22 protein-coding genes are annotated in these 24256 nt (G+C 60.5%); 9 read left to right on the top strand and 13 right to left on the bottom strand.

Translation table 11 applies throughout. The annotated features are described in order from the left end of the window. The first annotated feature begins 338 nt into the window (after positions 1 to 338). The 6 genes from epsA (at position 339) to epsG (ending at position 7059) form a co-directional block, all read left to right on the top strand. Positions 339 to 1127: an XrtB/PEP-CTERM-associated transcriptional regulator EpsA gene (gene epsA / locus AC1D11_RS09495; RefSeq protein ID WP_477646213.1), complete on the top strand. Its 789-nt coding sequence runs from the start codon at positions 339 to 341 to the stop codon at positions 1125 to 1127. Then, positions 1120 to 2547, top strand: coding sequence for an undecaprenyl-phosphate glucose phosphotransferase (locus tag AC1D11_RS09490; RefSeq protein ID WP_477646212.1), 1428 nt, complete (start codon positions 1120 to 1122; stop codon positions 2545 to 2547). The genes epsA and AC1D11_RS09490 overlap by 8 nt, the downstream gene beginning before the upstream one ends. Positions 2548 to 2568: 21 nt before the next feature. Then, positions 2569 to 3768, top strand: a complete 1200-nt coding sequence (gene epsL / locus AC1D11_RS09485) for an XrtB/PEP-CTERM-associated polysaccharide biosynthesis outer membrane protein EpsL (RefSeq protein ID WP_477646211.1) — start codon at positions 2569 to 2571, stop codon at positions 3766 to 3768. Between the two features lie 106 nt (positions 3769 to 3874). Further along, the gene (epsE, locus tag AC1D11_RS09480) at positions 3875 to 4759 is read left to right on the top strand and encodes a polysaccharide export protein EpsE (RefSeq protein WP_477651039.1); all 885 of its coding nucleotides are present in this window, start codon (positions 3875 to 3877) and stop codon (positions 4757 to 4759) included. Between the two features lie 6 nt (positions 4760 to 4765). Beyond that, entirely contained in the window at positions 4766 to 6163 is a 1398-nt protein-coding gene (gene epsF / locus AC1D11_RS09475; RefSeq protein ID WP_477646210.1) for a chain length determinant protein EpsF, read from the top strand. Then, positions 6160 to 7059, top strand: coding sequence for a chain length determinant protein tyrosine kinase EpsG (gene epsG, locus AC1D11_RS09470; protein ID WP_477646209.1), 900 nt, complete (start codon positions 6160 to 6162; stop codon positions 7057 to 7059). Before epsF ends, epsG begins: the two co-directional genes overlap by 4 nt. On the opposite strand, the gene AC1D11_RS09465 is transcribed toward epsG, so the two are convergent. Next, on the bottom strand, positions 7046 to 7450 hold the full coding sequence (locus AC1D11_RS09465) for a VanZ family protein (RefSeq protein WP_477646208.1): 405 nt from the start codon (positions 7448 to 7450) through the stop codon (positions 7046 to 7048). The two genes, epsG and AC1D11_RS09465, sit on opposite strands and share 14 nt — an antisense overlap. A gap of 98 nt (positions 7451 to 7548) precedes the next feature. Here AC1D11_RS09465 and AC1D11_RS09460 point away from each other — a divergent pair, with 98 nt between their 5' ends. Next, a complete protein-coding gene (locus AC1D11_RS09460) occupies positions 7549 to 8259 on the top strand; it encodes a WecB/TagA/CpsF family glycosyltransferase (protein ID WP_477650993.1) in 711 nt (236 codons plus the stop codon). Here the strand turns inward: AC1D11_RS09460 and AC1D11_RS09455 are convergent. The 12 genes from AC1D11_RS09455 to AC1D11_RS09400 all read right to left on the bottom strand — a co-directional run bounded on the left by AC1D11_RS09455 (position 8218) and on the right by AC1D11_RS09400 (position 22681). After that, entirely contained in the window at positions 8218 to 8898 is a 681-nt protein-coding gene (locus AC1D11_RS09455; RefSeq protein WP_477646206.1) for a serine O-acetyltransferase, read from the bottom strand. The two genes, AC1D11_RS09460 and AC1D11_RS09455, sit on opposite strands and share 42 nt — an antisense overlap. Then, on the bottom strand, positions 8886 to 9914 hold the full coding sequence (locus tag AC1D11_RS09450; RefSeq protein ID WP_477646205.1) for an NAD-dependent epimerase/dehydratase family protein: 1029 nt from the start codon (positions 9912 to 9914) through the stop codon (positions 8886 to 8888). The genes AC1D11_RS09455 and AC1D11_RS09450 overlap by 13 nt, the downstream gene beginning before the upstream one ends. After that, on the bottom strand, positions 9911 to 11602 hold the full coding sequence (locus AC1D11_RS09445; RefSeq protein ID WP_477646204.1) for an FAD-dependent oxidoreductase: 1692 nt from the start codon (positions 11600 to 11602) through the stop codon (positions 9911 to 9913). Before AC1D11_RS09445 ends, AC1D11_RS09450 begins: the two co-directional genes overlap by 4 nt. Then, on the bottom strand, positions 11599 to 12774 hold the full coding sequence (locus AC1D11_RS09440; protein WP_477646203.1) for a glycosyltransferase family 4 protein: 1176 nt from the start codon (positions 12772 to 12774) through the stop codon (positions 11599 to 11601). The genes AC1D11_RS09445 and AC1D11_RS09440 overlap by 4 nt, the downstream gene beginning before the upstream one ends. Before the next feature lie 2 nt (positions 12775 to 12776). Beyond that, complete coding sequence (locus tag AC1D11_RS09435) at positions 12777 to 13880, bottom strand: acyltransferase family protein (RefSeq protein WP_477646202.1); 1104 nt, start codon at positions 13878 to 13880, stop codon at positions 12777 to 12779. Continuing rightward, complete coding sequence (locus AC1D11_RS09430; protein ID WP_477646201.1) at positions 13877 to 14956, bottom strand: glycosyltransferase family 2 protein; 1080 nt, start codon at positions 14954 to 14956, stop codon at positions 13877 to 13879. Before AC1D11_RS09430 ends, AC1D11_RS09435 begins: the two co-directional genes overlap by 4 nt. A gap of 5 nt (positions 14957 to 14961) precedes the next feature. After that, positions 14962 to 15930 (bottom strand): glycosyltransferase family 2 protein, encoded by a 969-nt coding sequence (locus AC1D11_RS09425; protein ID WP_477650992.1) that lies wholly within the window; start codon positions 15928 to 15930, stop codon positions 14962 to 14964. Next, a complete protein-coding gene (locus AC1D11_RS09420; RefSeq protein ID WP_477646199.1) occupies positions 15927 to 17294 on the bottom strand; it encodes an O-antigen ligase family protein in 1368 nt (455 codons plus the stop codon). The genes AC1D11_RS09425 and AC1D11_RS09420 overlap by 4 nt, the downstream gene beginning before the upstream one ends. Positions 17295 to 17420: 126 nt before the next feature. Next, entirely contained in the window at positions 17421 to 18944 is a 1524-nt protein-coding gene (locus AC1D11_RS09415) for a lipopolysaccharide biosynthesis protein (RefSeq protein ID WP_477646198.1), read from the bottom strand. A gap of 2 nt (positions 18945 to 18946) precedes the next feature. Next, positions 18947 to 19288 carry a hypothetical protein gene (locus tag AC1D11_RS09410; protein WP_477646197.1) on the bottom strand — a complete coding sequence of 114 codons (342 nt, stop codon included), beginning with the start codon at positions 19286 to 19288 and terminating at the stop codon, positions 18947 to 18949. Positions 19289 to 19432: 144 nt separating this feature from the next. Continuing rightward, positions 19433 to 20545 carry a UDP-glucose 4-epimerase GalE gene (galE, locus tag AC1D11_RS09405; RefSeq protein WP_477646196.1) on the bottom strand — a complete coding sequence of 371 codons (1113 nt, stop codon included), beginning with the start codon at positions 20543 to 20545 and terminating at the stop codon, positions 19433 to 19435. A 450-nt stretch (positions 20546 to 20995) separates the two neighbouring features. Continuing rightward, positions 20996 to 22681, bottom strand: coding sequence for an electron transfer flavoprotein-ubiquinone oxidoreductase (locus AC1D11_RS09400; protein WP_477646195.1), 1686 nt, complete (start codon positions 22679 to 22681; stop codon positions 20996 to 20998). 125 nt (positions 22682 to 22806) lie between these two features. On the opposite strand from AC1D11_RS09400, the gene AC1D11_RS09395 reads away from it, so the two are divergent. Together AC1D11_RS09395 and AC1D11_RS09390 are read left to right on the top strand one after the other, a co-directional pair. Continuing rightward, positions 22807 to 23589 (top strand): SDR family oxidoreductase, encoded by a 783-nt coding sequence (locus AC1D11_RS09395; RefSeq protein WP_477646194.1) that lies wholly within the window; start codon positions 22807 to 22809, stop codon positions 23587 to 23589. Positions 23590 to 23605: 16 nt separating this feature from the next. Beyond that, positions 23606 to 24256, top strand: a complete 651-nt coding sequence (locus AC1D11_RS09390; protein ID WP_477646193.1) for a LysE family translocator — start codon at positions 23606 to 23608, stop codon at positions 24254 to 24256.

The following is a 24256-nucleotide window of genomic DNA, read 5'->3' as shown; positions in this document are numbered from 1 at the left end:
GGCTTACTGCGACTGCGTGCACAAATTATGTGCGCAGGGTAGTCAATAGCAGCCGCGGCTGTGCGCCAAAAGAAAGCAAACTGTTGCAAGCCGTTTCGTTTTGCGAGGCTACCGTTATGAAGCGCACAGCTGTTACGTAGTTGCAACCAATACGCCCGGTTCTGACATCTCAATCGCATACCTGCCACCCTACACTGAGTCGTCTTGTTCCTACATCAACTGTGCCGTCATTGGTATTGCGACTTACACCAAGCTAAACGATTCTCAGTGGGCCCCTTCTGCCACGCATGCACACGCAGGCAACAGGCAGAACAAAACACAGGAAGTGATATCAAGGCATGAAATCTTACGCTCCGCTTTTCAGCGAAGATTCTGCGCACTATGCGGCGCTGATAACGCAGGCTACGGCCATCACCCGGCACGCCGACCTGCTCGAATGGTTGCGCGGTGGCGTCCAATACTCCCTTCCACATGACATCCTGATGGTGGGCTGGGGAGACTTTCAGGACGGTGCTATCCAGCACGACATTCTTTCTGAATTGCCAGGCGTACGTTCATATGCAGACGGTACAGACGGCGTGCCCTTTTTGCTTGGGCGGCTTCATGACCACTGGGTGGCGGCCGGCGGACAGCCCTGCCTCCTCAATTTCAGCCAGTTCGAATATTTGCTGGGCAATGCAAGCTTGCCGGGTTCCTTCACCCGTACCCTGGCGGGCATGCGCTCGGTGCTCGTTCACGCGATGCATGACGAAAGGGCGCACCAGGACTGTCTGTATGCGTTTTTTCGTGCAGATGAGATACCCAGGGAGTCAGGGCTGAAGGCCATGAGAATGCTGATGCCCGCCATTGATAACGCGCTGCGGCAGATGGCGCTGTTGCCACAGCAGCACCCGCAAGCTGTCGTTACGGCGCGCAACGGAGCCGACGACGCGTCCGGCCTGAGCGAGCGGGAAACACAAATCATGGCCTGGGTCGCCATGGGAAAAACCAATGCCGAGATCGGAACCATCCTCAACATCAGTGGCTACACGGTGAAGAACCACATGCAGCGCATATTCCAGAAGCTCAACGTATTTAACCGGGCCCAGGCTGTCTCCAGGATTACGCGGGTGAGCTTACATGGATGATGTCAACCCGCTTAATTCGGCCTCGGCATGGCTTAACCGGCGCGAACCCCGCTCCATGGGGTTGGGACGAAGCCATCTTTTCACCGCAGTCGAAGCCGCGCTGGATCCTCTGGTGTTGGTGTTCTCGCTTTGGGGACTGGCTTTGTTCTTCGAGGGGTCGGTGCGTCCCGCCTATCTAATTTTGTCGGTCATCGTGTTTTCGCTGACGTTTCCCGGTACCTCCCAACTGCGTTTGCCCGTGTGGAAGGTGTTCTCGAAAATTGCATTTCACTGGATATGGATTGCCGGCTTGTTGCTGCTGACAGGTTTTGCCACCGAATATTTCTATAAATTCTCCATGACGGTACTGGTTAACTGGCTATGGGTCGCGCCGGTTGCTCAGGCGGGTGCGCATGTGGCCCTGCGCGCTGCCGCTCCGCAGTTGCTGAAGTTGCAGGGGGCGGTTCGCGGTGCTGTCATCGTCGGCATGAACGAGCAGGGTGTTTCTCTGGCCCGGCACATCACAGGTTCGGCGTATTCGGGCATTGATTTGAAGGGCTTTTTCGATGACCGCGGGGAAGACCGCAGGGAGTCACAGGATGACTACCAGCTGGTGGGAAAAATTGACGACCTTCCGGCTTACGTCAAGCAGCATCGGATCCAGTTTATCTATTTGTCCCTGCCCATGGCATCTCGGCCGCGCATCTTGCAGGTGCTGGATGGCCTGAAGGACACCACAGCGTCGATTTATTTTGTCCCCGACATGTTCATTACAGACCTGATACAGGGCCGCAGCGATTCGGTTTGCGGGGTCACGGTGATATCTGTCTGTGATACGCCATTCCGGGGTGTCAGCGGCGTACTGAAACGGGCCAGTGACATCGTGCTGTCGCTGCTGATCCTGTTGCTGATTTTTCCGATCATGCTGGTGATCGGGGTGATGGTCAAGCTTGACTCTCCCGGGCCTGTCATTTTCAAGCAGCGGCGCTATGGCCTGGATGGCGAGCAGATTCTGGTCTACAAGTTCCGGTCCATGGCTGTTACCGAAGACGGCGGCACGATTCAACAGGCCCGCAAGAATGACATGCGGATCACCCGCCTGGGTGCTTTCCTGCGCAAAACTTCACTCGACGAGTTGCCGCAATTCATCAACGTATTGCAGGGGCGCATGAGCATCGTCGGGCCGCGCCCGCACGCCGTGGCACACAACGAGATGTACCGCTCACTCATCAAGGGTTACATGGTTCGTCACAAGGTCAGGCCTGGCATTACCGGATGGGCTCAGGTTAATGGGCAGCGCGGCGAAACCGACACGCTCGACAAGATGCAGTCGCGTATCGATTGCGACCTGGATTACCTGCGCAACTGGTCGCTGCAGCTCGATTTTTTCATCATTCTGAAAACGATCCGCCTGGTCTTCAAGGACAGTGCGGCTTATTAAAAGCAAAAAAAAGGACAGCTGATGCCTCACCGCGACCTCCTTCCCATTCCTCTCCTGTTGCTGAGCCTGTTTCCCTTGGTGGCGCATGCCGATGAGCTTGACACCCTTCAATTCAAGGCCGGGCAATCCGTCACGCATGACAGCAATATCTTCAGGTTGTCCGATACGGCGAATGCCCAGGCACTGATAGGAACCACGGATCGCGCGGACACAGTCTCGGTGACGACAGCAGGCTTCAAGGTCAACAAGCCTTTCGGGCTTCAGAGATTTGAACTCGACGCCGCGGTCGAAGACCATCATTACAGCCGCTTTTCCAATCTTGATTTCACCGCGGTGAACTATGCGGCCGCCTGGCGCTGGAGTTTTACGCCGGCCTTGCACGGCAATTTGACCTCCGACCGGCGGGAGTATGTCGACAACACCGCGGACGTCCAGAATTCAGGGCAACTCAATCGTCGAACCAACCGCTCAACCGTGTTTGATGCGGAATACGAACTCGATGGTGCGTGGCGGCTGGTTGGCGGGCTTTTCGAACGCACAAGCACCAGCAGCCAGCCTTTCACCTTTGAAGGTGACTCACGAATTCGGGGCGCCGAGGGCGGCGTGCGTTATGTCTTCCCGTCGAACACTTCCATGGCTTATCGCTACAAGCGGGGCAACGGCGACTATCCGGGCCGGGTGCCGTCGTCAACGTTCGCGGGCAGCTTCACGGATACTGAACACGAGTTCCGGCTGGACTGGGCGCCGACCGGAAAAACCACCCTGCGGGCACGCTTGTCTCATCTCGACCGCGAACACGATGGATTGGCTGCGCGGGATTTTTCGGGCTTCACTGGCCAGCTTGATGCGACCTGGAACATCACGGCAAAGACAAGTCTTGCCGGAGGCCTGGTGCGGGAGCTGGGTAGCTATCAGACGTCTAACGCCAGCTATTACGAAGGCTATCGCTTCTTCATAGCGCCGACCTGGAAACCCAGCGAGAAGACGGCCGTTCGCCTGCGCTACGACCACGGCGCACGCGACTTCCGGGGGCCTTTGCCGGGCTTTGCCGCAACGGACCGCCACGACACCAGCAATCTGGTTTCCCTGGCGCTTGAGTGGCAGGCGCTGCGTGCCCTCAAGTTGATAGCTTCAGTGCAGCGTGACAGGCGCAAATCCACCGAGCCGGGTTTTGACTACACCAGCAATGCCTTTGGTCTTTCAGCGCAAGCGAGCTTTTGATGGAATCCTTCAACCAACCCCGCTTTCAGGCGCCGGCGTGGCCCCTGCCTGCGGCGTCCTTTACAGACATTTTGCTTTCCGAAAAGGCGACAACAAGATGAAATTCATGATTCGTAACTTTCCCCCGGTCTTATTGGCCTTGTGTCTGGCGATGATGGTCCCCGCGTTCGCCCAGCCGGCCGCACCAAATCAGTCTGCTGCAGTGACGGCCCCGGTTGCGCCTGTCGCACCGGTTGCTGCCGGTGCTGCGGCTGTGCCAACCAACCAGGACTATCGCCTGGGTGCCGGCGATTCAATTGGCGTGCAGGTGTACCAGAGTCCGGACCTCTCGGTCGACGCACGGGTATCTGAAAGCGGCGTGATCAGCTATCCCCTGATTGGCAGCGTTCAGCTGGGTGGCCTGACGATTGGTGAAGCCGAGAAGAAGATTGCAGATGCTTTGCGAACCGGCGGTTTCGTCAAGGTGCCGCAGGTCAACATCGTCTTGCGCCAGGTACGGGGCAATCAGGTCGCCGTGCTGGGGCAGGTAAGCCGTCCGGGCCGTTTCCCCCTGGAAACATTTAACACCCGCGTCAGCGATATGCTGGCTGCGGCCGGCGGCGTGACCCCTACGGGTGACGATGTACTGATCCTGACCGGCCAGCGTGAGGGCAAGCCGTTTCGGAAAGTGATTGATATCCCGGCACTCTTTCTGAACGAGAAATCAGATGAAGACATTGTGCTTGCTGGCGGAGACACGCTGTATGTCAACAAGGCACCGGTGTTTTATATCTACGGCGAAGCACAACGTCCCGGACCATACCGCATCGAGCGGGGCATGACCGTGATGCAAGCGCTTGCCCAGGGTGGCGGCCCCACGGTGCGCGGCAGTGAAAACCGGCTGCGCCTGCATCGCCGCGACGCGGCGGGGAAGGTTGTCGAGACTACTCCTCGGCTCACCGACCCTGTTCGCGCCGAGGATGTGATCTATGTTCGTGAAAGCCTCTTTTAAAACATCATGACACTCCATCAATTCCTGCTGATCCTGCGAGCCCGCTATCGGGTCGTTGTGCTTGTCATTCTGGCGGCCATACTGGCCGCGCTGGCCGTCAGCCTGGCGCTTCCCCGGAAGTACACCGCCCAGGCCGCCGTACTGGTTGACGTGCGTTCACCTGATCCGGTTGCCGGCGGTGCGGCCTTGCCCGGCCTGGTTGCACCCAGCTATATGGCGACCCAGGTGGACATCATCGGCGGTGACCGTGTGGCGCAACGCGTGGTGAAAATGCTCAAGCTGGATGAAGACCCGCGCACCAAAGCCCGTTGGCTTGAGGCCACCGACGGACGCGGGTCGCTTGAGAGCTGGCTGGCCGAGTCCCTGCAGAAGGGCCTGGATGTGCGGCCCGCGCGCGAAAGCAACGTGATCAACATCACCTACAAGGGCAGCGATCCGGATGTCGCCGCCACTACGGCCAATACCTTTGCCCAGGCCTATCTCGATACCAACCTGTCGCTAAAGACGGAGCCTGCCAAGATCTATGCCGAATGGTTTGATGACCAGACCAAGGCATCCCGCGCGAAGCTTGAAGAAGCCCAGGCGCGCCTGTCGGAATACCAGCAGAAGGCCGGTATTGTCAGCAGCGACGAGCGTGTGGACTACGAGACCGCGAAGCTTGGGGAAATTTCCTCCCAGCTCACGACTGTGCAGGGCGAGACTACCGACAGCCAGAGCAAACGCAGCTCTCGCGGAGATACCGTCGCTGAAGTCATGCAGAGTCCGCTGATTAATGGCCTGAAGGCCGATCTTTCGCGGCTGGAGGCCAAGGTACAAGAGATCAGCGTGCGTCTAGGCGCCAATCACCCGGAACGGCAACGCGCTGAATCCGAACTGGCTGCCGTAAAAAGCCGGCTGGCAACCGAGACTGCGCGTATCACAGCTTCCATCGAAACAACCTACCGCGTGGGCAAAGACCGGGAGCGTGAACTGCAGGCCGCAGTGGGCGCACAGAAAGCGCGTGTCCTCGAACTGAACAAGCAGCGGGACGAACTCAATGTATATCGCCGCGATGTGGAGTCGGCCCAGCGCGCTTTTGAGGCTGTCAGCCAGAGTGCGTCGCAGACACGCCTTCAGAGCCTGAGCAACCAGACCAATGTTGTGCGGCTGAACATGGCAACGCCTCCCGTCAACCCTTCGAGCCCGAAACTGCTGGTGAATCTGCTGGTCGCTGCTTTTGGCGGGACTTTGCTCGGCATTGCATGCGGATTGCTGCTTGAACTGGCCAACCGCCGCGTGCGCTCTGCTGAAGACCTGGTGCAGATATTGGGCCTGCCTGTGCTGGCAAGCATTTCTTCGGATGGAGGAAGCGGCAGGCTTCCCGGTTCGCGCCGCCTGATGCTAGGCAATGGAGGGACAGCATGAATAGAAACAACGCTCCGACGATACGATCGGTTCCCCTGACAGTTCCCAGCAAACCGGCCACGGGTGCCGGCCGCTCCATGGGGACAATCCTGGTGGACGCAGGTCGGCTGTCGCCGCCTGATGCCGAACGTATCCTCCATTTCCAACGGGACCGCGGCTTGCGCTTTGGCGATTCCGGCAAGGCCCTGGGCCTGCTGAGTGACGACGATGTGCGTTTTGCCCTCTCGGTCCAGTTTGACTATCCCTACCTTGCCAATGAAACCAAGCTCAGCCGGGAGCTGGTGGCGGCGTACCAGCCGGGCAGCCAGCCGGTTGAACAGTTGCGTGCGCTGCGCAGCCAGTTGATGTTGCGCTGGTTTGACACCGGGGCCGAGCGCCGGGGGTTGGCGATTGTCAGCGCCGGAGCGAAAGAAGGGCGCAGCTATATTGCGGCTAACCTGGCCATCGTGTTTTCACAGCTCGGGGAGCGGACTTTGCTGGTCGATGCGGATATGCGGACGCCACGGCAGCACCAGCTTTTTAACCTTGGGGCCACTGCGGGCCTGTCTGACATGCTTGCTGGCCGCGCCGGGCCGGAAGCGGTCATCAGCATACCGGCCCTGCAGGATCTGTCGGTACTGCCTGCGGGGGTCATTCCGCCTAATCCGCAGGAGCTGCTTGGGCGGCAGGAATTTTCCAAACTGCTGCAGTCATTGGGCGAGGACTTTGACGTCATCATCATCGACACTCCGCCTGCCAGCGAATGTGCCGATGCGCACACGGTGGCAGTCCGAGCAGGGGCTGCTCTGGTTGTGGCGAGGCAGAACATGAGTTCCATGCCGCAAATGACCCGTTTTACCCACAGTCTGCGGGAGTTCGGGGTGGCTTTGGTGGGCTCCGTGCTTAACGATGCTTGAAGAAGCGGCCAGCCCCCAGCCGATAGGTGGCCTCAAGCGCGGCGGATCCCAGAAATCCGCCTGCGGCGTCCGCAGCCAGGTCAGACCAGCTGGCTGCCCGGCCCGGCAGGAAAGCCTGATGCAACTCATCCATGGCACCTACCATGACGGCGCTGGCTACGCAGCAAAGCACCATGCGCCAGCCGCGCGTTCCGCTTGCAATACCGGCAGCCGCGCCCACCATGCCAAAGACGAGCAGATGCGCCAGTTTGTCCCAGGGCGCAGGGAACAGCCCAACGGCAACGGGCTGCGCGCCAAGGATGTAAAGCGCTGCGGCCGTCAGGACGACGGTGATGCCCGCCAGGATGCGAAGGGTGCGCAAGGGGTTGCCCAAGGTTACGGTGTTCAACATGACCACGATTTTGTCATGCCGCGGGATGGATGGGTGAGGCCATGCTGAGTTCTTCCTTTGACAGCCCTGCTGACTGGCGCCAGCGCTGGGCGCTACTGGTGGAAAAGATTGAGCGGGTGCAAACCCCTGTCGACAGTCAGGCACTGCTGGCGTCCCTTAGCCACCCTGCAAGGCCGCTGGTACTGGCTTTCGCCAATGCTCATGCGATGAATTCCATGGTGGCGTCGGTTCCTTTTTTTGAGGCAATGCGCTCGGCCGACCTGGTGCTCAGGGACGGCTCCGGCATGGCAACGCTGTTTAAATTGCTGCGGATGCAGCCCGGCCTCAATCTCAATGGGACGGACTTCATTCCGCAACTGATCCGGGCGTTTGACGGCCGCCGCATTGCGTTGTTTGGTACACGTGATCCCTATCTGGCCAAGGGCCGGCTGCGTATCCAGCAGGAACTGGCTCCCCACAGCCAGCTCATTGCAGCCGATGGCTTCCTGGATGTTGAGGCATACGCCCTACTGGCAGTTCAGCATCGACCGTCGCTGATCGTGCTCGGCATGGGGATGCCCCGGCAGGAGGAAGTGGCGGCCAGGCTGCGCGCTTTGCTGGATTTCCCCTGCCTGATCGTTTGCGGCGGAGCCATCATTGATTTTCTGGGCGGAAAAACACCGCGTGCACCGATATGGATGCAGAGAGCCGGCCTGGAGTGGTTGTTTCGCCTGGCGCTGGAGCCGCGCCGGTTGTTTCAGCGCTACGTTATAGGCAATCCGCTATTCTTAACGCGGGCCTTGCGCCTGGCCTCGGTGAACCGGCGCTGATCCGGCATTCACTGCGAGCGATTGACGTTGCGGCCGCAAGTGCTGGCTTTCTTCGTCTACGGCTACCGGCGCGTAGCGGTTGTCTACATCCGGTGTGCAGTTGGCCTTAACAATCTGGCCGGGGTTGCCCATCACCACGCTGTAGGGGGGGACGCTCTCAAAGACATACGCTCCGCCGGCAATCCTGCTGCCTTTCCCCACAGTCACGCCGCCCACCACAATCGCGTGCGGGCCGATCCACACATCGTCTTCAATCACGGGATAAACGGTGTTCCGCCGACCTTCACTGTCGATGTAGTCCCGCTGCCCGATCGTTACGCCATGAAACAGCGTGACGTTGCTGCCGATACGTGCGTTCGCGTTGACGACGATGCCGCGGCCATGGGTGAGTGCAAGTCCGGGCGCAATGGCGGTTCGCCAGGGTATTTCGATCCCTGCCAGCTGGCTCGTCAGACGGTACAGCAGTTTTGCGGGGATCATCGCGAGCCAGCGCCATGCAGGCGGTAGTTGCTGGGCTATCTGGCAAAGACGCAAAGTGACAACCACGCGAAATGCCGGATCCAGAAGGGCGCCTTTCAACGCCAGATGCCCATCGGATCGGCCAAATTTCCGGTGAATATCGGCTTTCAGGGAAGGCATGCTATTTTTTCCATGGTTTGGCCGCTGGCCGATGCCCCGGTACAGAACCACCGGGCCGAATCATGCACGCCGGTGCGATAAGGTGTCCACGCCAATCCCAATCGTTCCGTTGCTGCCTGCGAGTCGAGCTGAATGTGCTGTGACCACAAACGGAGCAATCCCGGTGGCAACGCATCGGGTAGCTGCCAGCCGTTGCTGCCAAGAAGTTTCAAGGCCCGCTCAGCTGCCTTGAGTGGCGGGCCACCTACCCAGGAGTCCACCTTCAGGCGGCGCTGGCCGATGCGCTTCACCGGCGTTGCCTTGATTTCGAGAGCCAGGTCGACAAAGTAGTCGTTCCAGCGAGGACTGTCTGGCGCAGCCAGATTGAAAGTCGGCAACTCGCCTGGAGCCACCGGCAGCTGCAGTGCAACCAGCAGAGCCTGGCAAACGTCGTCCACGTGGACAAGATTGGACCAACCATCGCCTGCGGTGCCAAGGTCGCCGAGACGCCCGGACTGAAGCCAGCGGCCGATACGTCCGACCCAGAGTTCACTGCCGGGGCCAAAAACACAGCCAGGCCGCAGCATCACGGTTGTACCACCGCGGCGAGCAAATTCCTCCAGGCTGGTTTCCGCTTCGCACTTGGCACGGCCATACCAGCCCAGGCCGGGATCACGGGGTGCGTCCTCACGGGTCAGGCCTTCTGCAGGGCCGTAGACCGACATGGTGCTCAAATGAACAATGCGCGGGCTGCCTGCCTTGAGCGCGGCGTCAACCAGCGTGCGCATGCCTTCGGAAATGGAAGCCGCATCGCCCGCCACGCAGTTAACAATCGCATCGAAGTTTTTTAATGCCACCGCAAGTTGCCCGGCGTCTCGGGTGTCCAGTTCCAGCCATGAGGCCCGCAAATTTTCCGTGCCGTTCGCAGAATTCTTCTGTCTGGACGCGCCCGTGGGGGTTGCCCACGAAGTGTTGTGCAGCATTTCCAGCAGTCGCCTGCCGATGTGGCCCGACCCTCCCAATACCAGCACCTTCATGCGGCCTCCTTCAGCTGGATCGGTGTCCGCTCTGCACGCAAGCGATGCGACAGTGTGTCGCCCAGCCGGAGCGACATGGCAATCAGGGTCAAAGTCGGATTGGCCTGGCTTGACGTAGGAAAAACCGCGCTTCCGGCTACAAACAGGTTGTGCACCGAGTGAACCTGGCAGTCGGCATTGACCACACTGGTGCGCACGTCATCGCCCATGCGTGCGGTACCTATGTGGTGTCCCCCATAGGCGCCGAAGCGCACAAGGTCGTCCTCAAGGGTGTGGCGGTTGTAGTCGAAGTGGGCCTTCCCGCTGCGCGCGAATTCTTCGGCCATCACGTCCAGGGTTTTGCGGACTGAGTCGATGTCCGCCTGGCTATAGCGCCAATCCACCTTCAGGCGCGGCATGCCCAGCGCATCGACAGTGCCGGCAAGTGTGACCCGGCTGTGGGCTTGGGGTATCTGCTCACCATGAACTTCAAGGCTGAAGCGGTTGGTGCGGTTGCGCAGAATCACTGACGGGAATTTGCGTTCAGCGAAGGAGCGCCTGGCCAGCCAATGGGCCAGGAAAGCCGTGGTGTCCAGAGGGTCGGCCACCACATTGAGGAGGTGGCGGGCGTAAGTCCCTGCCGTGGGGGCATGGCCATCGTTGAGCCGCTTGCCGTATTCGTAGCTGATCAGCTTGCGGGCCAGGAACAGCCCCGACAACACCCCGTTGCGATGCACCGGATCGGTGATGCGCGGGAAGTGCAGACGGGCGACTGCGTTGGCAAGGCCCAGCCGCCTTTGCTCGTGGGCAGCCACAGCCAGCCTGCGCCTGCAATAGGTGCCTTCCGGTGAAATTTCATAGCCGTGCCGCACATTGGTGACGGGCCCATGAACCGTCAGGGTACCGACATTCCCGGCGATGTGGCACATGTAGTAGCGACCCACCACATCATGCTGGTTGCCAACGCCTTGCGGAACGACGTCTCGCGACGCCAGTAACAAACGCGCAGTTTCGAGCCCGCCCATGGCCAGTACCGTGGTATTCGGAGTCACCCAAAAATGTGTTCCTGCCAGTGTACGCACCTCGAGTTCCCGTACGGCTCTTCCATCGGCGTGCAGCCGCACCGCGGTGCAGTTGGCTCCCAGCAGTACCTGGATGTTGGGAGCCAGCTCAAGCCGCCGTCCATAGCGATTGCCAAAATGCGTGGGGCAGGAAAACCGCTCCAGCCCATTGCTTAGCACGCGGGAACTGTCGAACCCCGCAATCAACGGACCGGTGTTCGGGTCCAGGGCGTTACCGGCGTCATAAATGAACCGACCGGCTTCCGCGAGGGCATTGGCACGCGGGTAGTAGGGCAGCAGGTCTTCGTAAGACAGCGGCCACCCGCTGTGCGGAATATGACTGCGGGTCTCGAAATCAATCGGATCGAAGGGCATGCAGCGTCCGCCCCAGATCGCCGTGGATCCCCCAAGGCGCCGCTGGCGATATTTTCCGGGGGGGCTGTGCAGCCGTTCATCCGCGACTTCTCCTTCGCAGAGCGCCTGGGTGGGAGCGTGTGCCTGCAACTGCCCCGACTCCAGCAGAAGCACGGAATGTCCTTGCTCCGACAGCGTAAGCGCCAATGCAATGCCCGCAGGGCCGCCACCCACTACGCAGACGTCCGCCTGAAGGCGGCTGCCGGCCTGAATGTCATTGGCCTGCGTGATCATTGGGGGGCATCCGGGGCAGATTTGGCAGTGCGCAACGGTTGGGCCGCCACGCCGAAATTGCGTTGGTGGATACGTGCAACGCTGGCAAAGAAACGGGCAAGGGAAAAGTTCTGTTCATAAAGTGCCCGGCCGTTGCGTTCCAGTGAAGTCCTCAGTGCAGGCTCGTCCAGCACCCGCTGCAGACCCCTGGCAATACCGGCCGCGTCACCGGCCTGCACGAAGCAGGCATTGACGCCATCGGTCAACACGGAAGGTATTTCGCCTACCGGGCTGCAGACCACCGCAACGCCGTTGGCCATGGCCTCCAGGATGACCAGTGGCAGTCCCTCGTCGTAAGAAGGCAATACCAGGACATCGGCGCGAGCGATCAGGCGTGCGACCTGTTGCTGGTCTGACCAGCCGGCAAAATCAAGCAGTGCTTCAATGCCCAGCTGCTTTGCCTTTATCCGGTAGGCTTCGATATCCCCGCCGCCGACCAGAATCACTTCGGTTCGTGAGGCATCAAATCCCGGGAGCGCCAGCGCTTGCAAAAGATCCGATACGCCTTTGCGTTCCGACAGGTTTCCCAAAAAGAGCACGCGCTGCACGGTTTGTTCCGAGGCTATGCGCCGTGCATGGGTGGGTTCGGGAACACCGTTGATCACGATCTCCACACGATTGGCCGGCACGCCGAGCTCTTCGACCACAAAGCGCCGTGCGGATGATCCCAGCACCACGCAACTGGCCGGCAATGAAAATACCCAGCGCGTCAGCATCTGCAGCGGACGGGGTAACGACCGGTAGAAATGGTGCAGCTGCGCAGCGTGCAAATGAAGCACCACCGGAATACCGAGGGTGCGGCAGACAATGATGATCACGCTCTTGCGAAAGAGGCTCAACCGCTCGGCCATGTTCACATGGACACCCGCCAGCCTGCCGTTGATTTTTCCGCGCACTATTCTGGCCATGGCAGTAGCCAGCACCCAAAGTGAATACAGCGCGTTGGCGCCGCCACGAGTGTCAAGCGGACGAAGTTCTGCCGCATCGGCAGGGGCTGAAAACGCCTGAGCCTGGATCAGGTAGTCCGCGACCTTGAACATGCCGCCGCCCTTGGGCGTCCAGGGACACGCAAGGTAGATGTAGCGCCCCTCGCGTTCTCTTGCGGCCGAATGCGGCAGCGATTCACTTCTCATAATTACTTTCCTGTACCTTGATAAGAAAGACCAGGCTTTCTAAAGAGTGCGCGCTTGAAGAAGGTCGTCATGGGGCGCTCCAGCCACACGTACGAGATGCAACCGGCAACCACCACAGCCGTGCCCACGGCAAGCACGATGGCCAGGCTGTCCTGCACGCCCAGTTTTTTAAGAGCCAGCACACCGGCCGGTACCACGAAGGTGTGTGAGAGATAGATGGAATAGGAAGCGTCACCCAGAAAAGACAGGCGGGAAGCCAGTGGCGCGCGCAAGGTCCATGGCTCGAGCCAGATTGACCCGAGGACGACCAGCGCAGCACCGCAGCCCCATGTGGCGAAACGGTCGGCCGAGTGCCCCCAGTCAGGAATAAACATGAACATCACGCCAGCGGCCATGACGATCAGGCCGACTCCTGGCGATGCATGCCGAAAATGCAAAAAGGCATAGGCAATGCAGACCCCAAGAATGAACTCGAAAACAATGGTCTGGGCGTAGAAACCCAGCACCACCGAATCCGGTACATAACGCCCAGCTGTGAAAATCAGCAGAAAAACCAGCAAACAAAACCGGATGCGTGGTGCGCCCAGGGCAATGGCTGCCGCAAAAACGGCATAAAAAAGCATTTCAAAATTCAACGTCCAGCCGACGGGCAGCGTGGGCAATACAAGGCCCCAGGGGCTCACGGCAGGGATGAACAAAAGGGAGGCGGTCAGATGTCCGGGCTCAACGGACGCGCGGGATGCGAGGGTCGGCAAAGCCAGCAAGAGGGCGACCTTCAACAAGGTATAGAACCAGTAGAGCGGTGCGATCCTCAGCAAGCGCCTTCGCATGAACACCCAGGCGGCATTGATCCGCGACGCAGCGTCGGAAGGCAGTGCCGACGTTGACATGGCCATGACAAACCCGCTGATGACAAAGAAGATGTCCACGCCTGCAGAGCCGTCTGCCCAATAACGGGTGGGGCCGGTTCCGCCGATGTGGATGGAGATGGCCTGGGTAATGTGCATGACCACGACAAGCATGGCTGCAGCAAACCTCAGAATCTGTACGCCCGTGAATTGCTGCGTCGCCTGCGGCTTCTGCGGGCTTCCATCGGGGCCGGTCAATGGGCGCTCCCCTGAATTGCCTGGCGAGGCGCCATCGAGAAGTCCTTGAGTATCCGGCTCGCGATAGCCTCGCCAGCCGGGCGTTGCCGGCGAAGCAGGCCGCGTATGAGGCCCGCGGCATTGAAGCACCATGAGATCACCGAATAGAGCGCCTTGGTGACAGACCGTTTTCGCCAGGTCATCAGCAACACCGGCGCCGTGACAATGATGCAAAAGAACGCCATGCGCAGGGGAGCCGACACCGGCCAGAATACCAGGCTGGCCATGACCGCCCACCAGCCCAGAACGGCCAGGTACAGGCGCAGTTCCCGCAGCCCCTGCAGTGCCAGATGCAGTCGGGGCTGGCCGGCGGCAGCGCGGACCAGTTCGCCAAGCCCGCAGATATAGCGGGTGCTCCAGCGCCGCATCAACAAGCGATAGGGTGGTGCATCGTGGCCAAAGTGGTTGACGGCATCCACCGGCAGGCGCCACAGGTGCCAGCCGAGAGCGCGCAGCCTGATGGCCAGGTCAAATTCTTCATAGCTGTGCAGGTTACGGTCGGAAAGATAGCCTGCGGCCTCAATGGCGGTGCGACGGTAAAGCCCACCGCCGTCGAGCCGGTCGACCTCGCCAGGCAGCAGGTGCGGCGAGGCGCGTTCTCCACGCGCCAGGTATTCCAGGCTCTCGGTGTTTTGCTCCACCACGCGTCCACCAACGCCTGCGACGTCCTCATGGGTATCCAGAAAATCGAGTGCTTTCTCAAGAAAGCCTTCTTGCATCTGCATGTCGCCATCGAGGATATAAATGAAGTCGCCATGCGAATGCTGATAGCCCAGCTGGGGGCCTACGCCGCAGCAGCGCTCGTTGGGATTGGCCAGCTGGACGATACGTATGGGGTAAGTGCATGCCAGCTCCACCGTGCTGTCGGTCGAGCAGGAGTCGGCAAGAATGACCTCTCCGCCCACGGCGGAAACAGCGCGCAGCGCACTCTCGATGGTCGCCCGGATGCGTTTTTCCTCATTCAATGCCTTGATGACCACGGAGACCCGGCAGGAATGCCAGAGAGGGGTGATTTTGCGGGGTGATTTGGGGTTCATTTTTTCTATCCTGCTTCGGCCGGACTGCCGGTGTGAATCGTCCGCCGCGTGCGCCAAAGCTGCCAGTTTTTCACCACCTTGCCCGGCATGAAAAGCATGGCCGCGGTCAGCCACCAACGTCTTCCGGCCGCCGCGCGGTGTGCGCGCACCAGCCAATCAAAGCCCTCACGGCGGCTTCCGGATGCCAGTGCCTGCCGCGCCAGGGTCAACTCGTGTTGCGCCACAAGCCACAGCGCAGACCGGCGTTGAGCTGTGGTCATGGCCCCTGATAGAGCACGTGCCCGCATGCGTTCCAGAAACGGTGGCATGGCCAGGTCGGGGTGGTATGTCGTCAGGCCGCCTTCCACAGCCAGCCGATACGCCATCAAGGGCGACCGGACCAGCGCAACGGGGGTTTTCTCAGCCAGACGGAACCATAGATCCAGGTCTTCGCCGTGCGACTCTCCCGAGGGAAAGCATGGCTGCATTTGTCGCAAGCGCGCGTTTCGCACGGACACTGCGCTGGTGCACAGCGATGGCGCGCTCATCCAGCGCCGCGGCAGATCGGTGATGAGTTCCACTTCCGGTTGATCTGCCAGCGCTGGCCAGTTCGGCGGCCACATGGTGTGGGTATCGGGAACCGGCAGGAAGTCGGTGGCCACCGTGTCGACCTGCGGGTAACGCGCCTGCGTCCGCAGAAGGGTTTCCAGGTACTGGGGATGGTGCCAGTCATCGGCGTCGAGAAAGGAAACCCATTCGCCTTTTGCCAGCGAAATTCCCAGGTTCCGGGCGGCGGAAACACCGGCATTGGCCTGGCGCACCAGACGCAACCGTGGGTCAAGTATGAACGTTACCAGTTCCGCACCGCCGTCGGTGGAACCGTCATCCACCACAATGACCTCGAAGTCCGAGAAGGTCTGCGCCAGCACCGACGCGATGGTGTCGTTGATGTACGGCGCCTTGTTGTAAAGCGGAATGACAATCGAAAATTTCATGGTCGGGCTCGAGAGGTGGCCGGGGACGGATGGAAGTTCCCGGCAAAGCGGGGTACGGCGCCTTCCGGCAAGCTTGCCGGCTGCTTTCTGCGGGCATGGGCTTCGCGCGCTGCGGCCGCCAGCGTCATCAGCAAAAGCACGTGGGTGGTGAGCTCGGGGCCGTAACCGAAGAGCAGCAGCGGCACTTCACTGATGGCGCGCAATGCCAGCGCCACGAACAACGCCAGTGAAAGGCCGCCGCTGGCACGTGCATAGCGGATGGACAGGACCAGCAGCACCAACGCGTACAACACCAGTGCAGCGGCACCCACCGTGCCGGAGCGCGACAGGGTATCCATGAACTGGTTATGCGCGTGGGTCGCATTGGGCATGCCGATGCTTTCACGGAAACTGACATCCCACAGGGTGGGTCCGTAGCCGAACACGGGATTGCGCTGCCATTCATCATAGGCAATTGCCCAGATCTGATCACGGCCGGTCATGGACGCGAGTTGTGCGCCCTGGGCGCTGTCAAAGAAGCTGGACAAGCGCGCATCGACATCGCCAAACATCAGTACCAGCGTGACGCCGGCCACCGCGACCATGAACCCCACCAACGAGACGATGCCGAATTCCGGCCGCACCGGGTCACTGGCGCGGCGCAGAAACGCAGGCCCCTGGCGTACAGCAAGAATGCAGGCGGAGCACAGGGTAAAAGAAATCCAGGCTGTTTTGGATTGAGCGAGAAAAAGTACAAGAAGCCCCATTCCCCACGCCAGGCGGTTCAGCCAGATACTCTCCAGAGGACGCGCGAGGAGGCACAGCAGGCCCAGTTGAGCCAGCATGCCGAGTGACACAGCATGTGCGGCCAGCCCTGCCAGCCGCGGTACGCCCGGCAGCAGGCCCTGCGTATAGGAGAGGTCCAGCACCAGCGTTGGCTTGAAAGGGATCAGCAGCAATCCCGCTGCCATAAAGAGAAGCAGGGCGTTGCGAGCCGCCTTGAATGCGAGGTCTCTTTCGATGCTGGTGGCAAGCACTGCCGCGATACCGATGAGCAGCGGGTACACATAATCGTGTGACACATGCGGATGCAGGCCCAGAAGAGCCGGTGAGGCCACCGTGCCAGCCCAGAAAACAACAAAGGTGATCAGCATCACCGGGGGGGCCTGCGCCGTCCTGTCGCGTTGAAGCCAGTGCGTGATGATGCGTTCCCCGGCCAGCGTGAGTAGCAAGAGGGATACCAGCGGCTGCGCCAAAGCCACCAGCGGGTGGCGCACCACTACCGCAACTTCGTCCAATTTAAACGCACTGCTGGAGAGGTCGCGCCCCGAGAGGAAATTGTTCAGGGCCACCATTGCCAGGATGGCGTAGAAAATGACATGCATGTATCCGTGCGCACGGCGTGACGTGACATGAACTGCACCCGCCATGCCCAGCGTTGCCAGAAGCGCCGCCAAAATGGCACCGGCAACCAGAACCGAAATAACGATGGGTTGGTCCAGGATAGCTCCTTAGAGTGGCTGCTCAAGGGAATTGGGAAGATCGGTACGTGGTGCCGAAATACCGCGGCGCAAAAAATTCGCCAGTCCAGGGACAAACCGTATGACCATTTCGGATGTTTCCCGCCCCAGCATTTGCGGCCTCAGGGCCAGCAGCAATGCGGGAAAAACTGCTGCGGACAGGCTTCCGGCAAGCAGCGAGAGCAGGGGGATATCAAACCTTGCAACTGCGAGCTGACCTGCCATCACACCTAAAACGCAAGCGGCGCAAAGAAGCAGCCCGCGCAGGGCATCCGGCAGCAGGGCCATCCAGCCAAGCCCCAGCGCACGGAATGCTGCCGTAGCCGTGACGGCTGCGCGCAGTACCAGCAACACACCCGCCACGACTGCAGCCATGTGGATTCCCTGACCTGCAAAAAGGTAAAAACCGAGGATGCCCAAAACGATCAACGGGATCTGCAGCGCAAATTCGTAGTGCTTGCGTCCGGTGTTCCACAGCACGGGTGTCGACAGTCCCCAGATGACGTATGCCGGCATGCAGAGGAACAAAATTCCCAGTACCCAGGCCGCACCACTCCATGCGGGCCCATAAAGTACACGCACGATGTCAGGCGACAGGAAGGCAATCGTCGCAAAGGCGGGAAGTCCCAGCACCACAATGGTGGCCAGCATCTGCAGGTAAGCGCGGCCCAGTCGTGGCCGGTCGTTTTGCAGGCGGGCACCGGCCGCCAGGAACGCGGGCTGAAGTGCCCCCAGCAGCAAGGTGTTGGGCATGGTGGCGAGGTTGTAAGCCACGTTATAGAGACCCAGCGATTGCGCGTTGAGCAACCGGCCTATCAATACCCGGTCAAGGTTGTTGAGCACCCAGTTGACGATATTGGTCAAAAAGACCGTGCGTCCCGTACCGACGGCGGACTTTGCATCGGCATACCAGAACAGGGGACGAAGCGCATGCGGCTTGAGGGCATAACTTGCCACAAACACAACCGCCGCCTGAACCAGCCAGGCCGCCACCAGTGAAGCCTCGCCTTGGCCAAGCAGTGCCATCGGCACCCCAACAGCTACATACCCTGCAGCATAGCTGCCGACCTGGATCAGTCCCACTGCGCGGAAGTTCAGGTCACGCTGCAGCAGGTAGGTAGCTGGTGCTGCCGCAGCACCCAGCAGGCAAGCCACCGACAACCATTCAATAACGAATTGCGCACGCGGCTCCCTGAAATAAACCGACAGCAGCGGCGCCAGAAAATACAGGGCGAGCATGGTGGCGATACCCACGATCAGTTGCCATGTCCATGCAAACCGGATGTCCTCGTCACTCAGTGTGGTGCGTTGCAACAGGCTCCAGCTGAAGCCGAAACCGGAGACAAATGTGGCGAAGGTCAGCACCACCATGCCGATGGCAAAAACGCCAAAAATCTCCGGCCCCAGGGTGCGGGCCAGAATCACCTGGGCCACCAGCTGCAGCCCAAAGCGTGCCGCTGTGGAAACGGCGCTCCATTTGACCGCTGCAACACCCGGACGGCCGAGGCCACTCATGCTCAGGACCTTCCTGCTTTATGGCGGCGAACGGCAATCACTCCCATCAACGCCAGTGTGGCCAGCAGCGTGCCGTAAGGGTGCCATCCGGATTCGTCCGTATCTGCCTCGCCCGCCGCCGTGCCACCCAAGCCGGACTGGCCGGACTGACCGGTGCGCACCGTGTCCACACTGTGAACCGTGTTGACCTTGACGGGCTCAGTCCCGGGCTGCAATTTCATGCGTGTGGCTTTGGCGGCAGTTCCCGTCGGCGTCACGGCCACGGGCGCTGCAGGCTGGTTGGCAGACGCCGATGCTGAAGCAATCCAGGTGGCCAAAATGGCGGTAAACAGGGTTCGAAACATAGGGTTTTCCTTCTGTCAAAGCAGGAAAAGAGTTTGTTGTGCAGTGCAGCAATTGACAATAGTCCGAATGGCTTATGGCGCGCTTTATGCTATCTATGGAGTTCAAAAATGCGTGGCTCATTCTTGAGGCAAGGCCCGAGCCGCTCACATGCTGACTGCCGGCAGGATGAGCCCGTTCGGACTATTGCGCGCGGGGTCAGATGCAGGCAGTTCCAAGCCGGTTTCGGACGTGTTCCTATAGCCCTCGGGATTGCGCTGCTGCCAGTGCCAGGAGTCGCGGCACATGTCGTCGATCGTGCATGTGGCGCGCCAGCCCAGCAGGCTGCCGGCCAGGGAAACATCTGCAAAGTACTGTGCGACGTCCCCCGCTCGCCGAGGTGCAAATTCATAAGGGATTGGCCGTCCGCTTGCCCGCTCAAACGCCTTGACCACGCCGAGAACACTGGTGCCCTGGCCGGTGCCCAGGTTGACCGTAAAGCTTTTGCCGCTTGCCAGCAAAGCATCGACTGCGGCGACATGGCCTGCTGCAAGGTCGATGACGTGCAGGTAGTCGCGCACCCCGGTGCCGTCGGGTGTGGGGTAGTCATTGCCGAACACATTGAGCATGGCTCGTTTGCCCACGGCTACCTGTGTGACATACGGCATCAGGTTGTTGGGGATTCCATTGGGGTCCTCACCGATCAGTCCACTGGGGTGTGCGCCCACCGGATTGAAGTAGCGCAGCACCCCGACCCGCCACGCCGCGTTTGAAATGCGCAGCGATGCCAGGATGTTTTCACACATCAGTTTGGTGTGGGCATAGGGGCTTTCCGGCATGCACGGAAACTGCTCGTTGATGGGTACGGTGGCGGGGTCCCCATAGACCGTGGCGCTTGAAGAAAAGACCACGGCCCGGCAGTCCGTCATTTCCATCGCACGCAATAAACTCAGGAGGCCGCCAACATTGTTTTGGTAGTAAATAAGAGGGCGTTGCACGCTTTCCCCCACAGCCTTGAACCCTGCAAAGTGAACGGCCGCAACGCAGCGATGGCGTTGCAGGACTCCGGCCACAAAATCGGTGTCCAGTACATTGCCGCGTTCGCAGAGTACGGGCTGGTCCGTCAGTTGCTGCAGCCGGTGCAGCACCGCAGGATGGCTGTTGGAAAAATCATCGAGGATGACTGGCTGGTAGCCGGCATTCACCAGCGCCACAAATGTATGGCTTCCGATGTATCCGGCTCCGCCGGTTAGCAGCACGCTCGGTTTGTTCAGGGTCATTGCAAAAGGCTGCATTGCAGCGGGTTGGATTTGATACGGGTCACGGCGCCAGCGTAACACTGCGGAAACATGTTCACGTCAGGGGGCTGCATGGAAAGGCGGCATCCAGACATCGCCAGACCGTCCCTTTTCAGGGGCTAGTCACGAGTGTCTTTGACGCGTGAAGAAAGGATGTCAGCGTAAGCCGCATAACTGCGTGGGAAGCTGTCACGCAGGCCTCAAAGCGTTTCGAATCGTTCGGTAAGCACTTGTGAATGGCGGCCGAAAATCGTCAGCTGGTGGGCTGCCGAACTGTTTGTGAGCGGTTGGCGTCTCTACAGCAGACGACAAAAAGTCACAAAGATCAGGGGCCGCTGCGTCCGCTCTCACGTTGCGCCGATTGCCCGGGAATTAACTCGGCGCATGAAAAAAGCCCGGGAGCCCGGGCTTTCGTTGATGGAGAGGCCTTGCTTACATGCCGCTGTAGTTGGGTCCGCCGCCGCCTTCAGGTGTGACCCACACGATGTTTTGGGTCGGATCCTTGATGTCGCAGGTTTTGCAGTGAACACAGTTTTGCGCGTTGATCTGCAGGCGATCGGAGTTATCGGGGTTCTTCACAAATTCATATACACCGGCCGGGCAGTAGCGGCTTTCAGGACCGGCGTACCGGGCCAGGTTGATATTGACCGGCACACTCGCATCCTTGAGTGTCAGGTGCGCAGGCTGATGTTCCTCATGGTTGGTGTTGGAGACGAAGACCGAACTCAGCCGGTCGAACGTGATCTTGTTGTCGGGCTTGGGATAGCTGATGGGCGAGCATTGGGCCGCAGGCTTGAGCATCGCGTAGTCGGGCTGGCTGCGGTGGATGGTCCATGGCGGGCTTTTGATGCCCAGCCGTGGCAGCAGCCATTGCTCGATGCCGGTCATGAAGGATCCCACGTAGAGGCCCTTCTTGAACCAGGCCTTGAAGTTGCGCGACTGGTTCAACTCCCGCGCCAGCCAGCTGTCGGCATAAGCCTTGGGATAGGCTGCCAGTTCGTCGTGCTGGCGGCCCGAGGTTACGGCGTCATAGGCCGCCTCCGCAGCCAGCATGCCGGTCTTGATGGCCGCATGGCTGCCCTTGATGCGGGCCGCGTTCAGGTAGCCGGCTTCGCAGCCGATCAGCGCGCCGCCGGGGAACACGGTCTTTGGCAGGCTGAGTGCGCCGCCTGCAGTGATGGCACGCGCGCCGTAGCTGATGCGCTTGCCGCCGTCGAGATACTGCCTGATGCTGGGATGGGTCTTCCAGCGCTGCATCTCTTCAAAAGGGCTGAGGTAAGGGTTGGTGTAGTCGAGGCCTGTGACCATGCCCAGAGTGACCTTGTTGTCCTCCAGGTGGTACATGAAGCCACCACCGTAAGTCTCGCTGTCCATGGGCCAGCCGGCGGTGTGGATCACCAGGCCGGGTTTGTGTTTGGCGGGGTCAATTTCCCAGAGCTCCTTCACGCCCAGCGCATAGGCTTGCGGGTCCTTGCCCTCATCCAGTTTGAAGCGATTGATCAGCTGGCGGCCCAGGTGGCCGCGCGCGCCTTCGGCAAACACGGTGTACTTGCCATGCAGCTCCATGCCGAGCTGGAAGTTGTCGGTAGGTTGGCCGTCCTTGCCGATGCCAAGGTTGCCGGTGGCCACGCCCTTGACGGAGCCGTCGTCGTTGTAGAGCACTTCGGCCGCCGCGAAGCCGGGGAAGATTTCAACGCCCAGGCCCTCAGCCTGCTGAGCCAGCCAGCGCACCACATTGCCCAGGCTGATGACGTAATTGCCTTCGTTGTGAAAGCAGTCCGGCACAAAAAAGGCCGGTGTCTTGATTGCGCTCTTTTCGCTCAGGAAAAGCACCTCGTCAGCGGTAACGGGCTGGTTCAACGGGGCGCCCCGGGCTTTCCAGTCTGGCAGCAGTTCGGTCAGCGCCTTCGGGTCCATCACTGCGCCCGAGAGAATGTGCGCGCCGGGCTCGGAACCTTTTTCAAGCACCACCACGGAAACATCTGTGCCCTTTTCAGCGGCGAGTTGTTTGAGCCGGATGGCAGTGGCCAGGCCGCCCGGGCCTCCGCCCACCACGACCACGTCATATTCCATTGCTTCGCGCGGGCCGAACTGGGCCAGAATTTCTTGGGTATTCATCGGGGACTCGCTGATAATGATTTTCAGGAAGGATTGTCGGTCTCGCGTTGGATTTTATGTCGCGAAAGCGGCGATGCGAACGGTCGTTCTCTTTTGTACGGTTTAAATTGAGAGAGGAGCCTCTAATGGCTTACAGCATTGATCTGTCGGGGCGTGTCGCTCTCGTGACCGGTGCATCCGGCGGGCTGGGTGCGCAGTTCGCCAAAACGCTGAGCCGAGCCGGCGCGGCCGTGGTGCTGGCCAGCCGCAGGCTCGACAAACTCAAGGACCTGCGCGCGCAGATTGAGGCTGCGGGTGGCGATGCGCATGTGGTTGAGCTCGACGTGACCGACCACGCCAGCATCAAGGCCGGCGTGGCCCATGCTGAAACGGAAGTCGGGCCCATCGACATTCTGGTCAACAACTCCGGTGTGAGCACCACGCAGCGCATCCAGGACGTGGGCGAGGAAGACTACGACTTCATCTTCAACACCAATGTGAAGGGCGCCTTCTTCGTGGCGCAGGAAGTCGGCAAACGCATGCTGGCCCGTTCGCGCGGTGCCGGGCCCGGCAACTATGCCGGCGGCCGCATCATCAACATCGCCTCCATGGCCGGCTTGCGCGTACTGCCGCAGATCGGCGTGTACTGCATGAGCAAGGCGGCTGTGGTGCAGATGACCAAAGCCATGGCGCTGGAGTGGGGCAAGTTCGGCATCAACGTCAATGCGATCTGCCCCGGCTATATTGACACCGAGATCAACCATCACCATTGGGAGACCGAGCAAGGCAAGAAGCTGGTGCAGATGTTGCCGCGCAAGCGCATCGGCAAACCGCAGGACCTGGATGCGCTGCTGGTGATGCTGGCCAGTGGTGAGAGCCACTTTGTCAACGGCGCGGTGATAGCGGCGGATGACGGTTTTGGCGTATGAATTTCTGGAGAGCAACATGATGGATTCGGTAGTGCCTTACCTCGGCCCGATAGGCCTTATTTTCCTGGCCTTGCTGGCGGGCGTGGTCAGCCCGGGCCCCAGTTTTGTGCAGGTTGCGCGCATCGCGGTTTCGCGTTCACGCGCTGACGGCCTGGCCGCCGCGGTGGGTATGGGCCTGGGGGCATTGGTGTTTGCTGCGTTGGCGCTGGCCGGGCTGCAGGCGTTGCTGGCCGCCTTGCCTGGTGTCTACATGGCGCTCAAGGTTGTGGGCGGCCTGTACCTGATGTGGATCGCCTTCAACATCTGGCGCGGCGCGCGCCAGCCGCTGGAAATGAGCGGCGATGACAAGGGCGCTTCGCGCCGCACGGTGCTGCAATCCTTTCGCCAGGGGCTGGTGACGCAGCTGAGCAACCCGAAGATCGTGGTGGTTTACAGCAGCGTGTTCGCGGCCCTGCTGCCCGCGCAGTTTCCCTTGCCCGCAGCCCTGCTGGTGCTCGTGGGTGTGCTCGTGATGGAAACCGGCTGGTATGCCGTGGTGGCGGTGGTTTTGTCTTCAGCCGTATCGCGCGCGGCTTACCTGCGCAGCAAGGCTGCGGTAGACCGCACCGCCGCCGGTGCGATGGGGCTGCTGGGTTTGCGCCTGGTAGCCACTGCGCACGCTGCCTGA

The sequence above is a fragment of the Polaromonas sp. P1_E11 genome (assembly GCF_056405995.1).
Note: the sequence above shows the minus strand (reverse complement) of the source record. Positions and strands in the feature narration are given on the sequence as shown.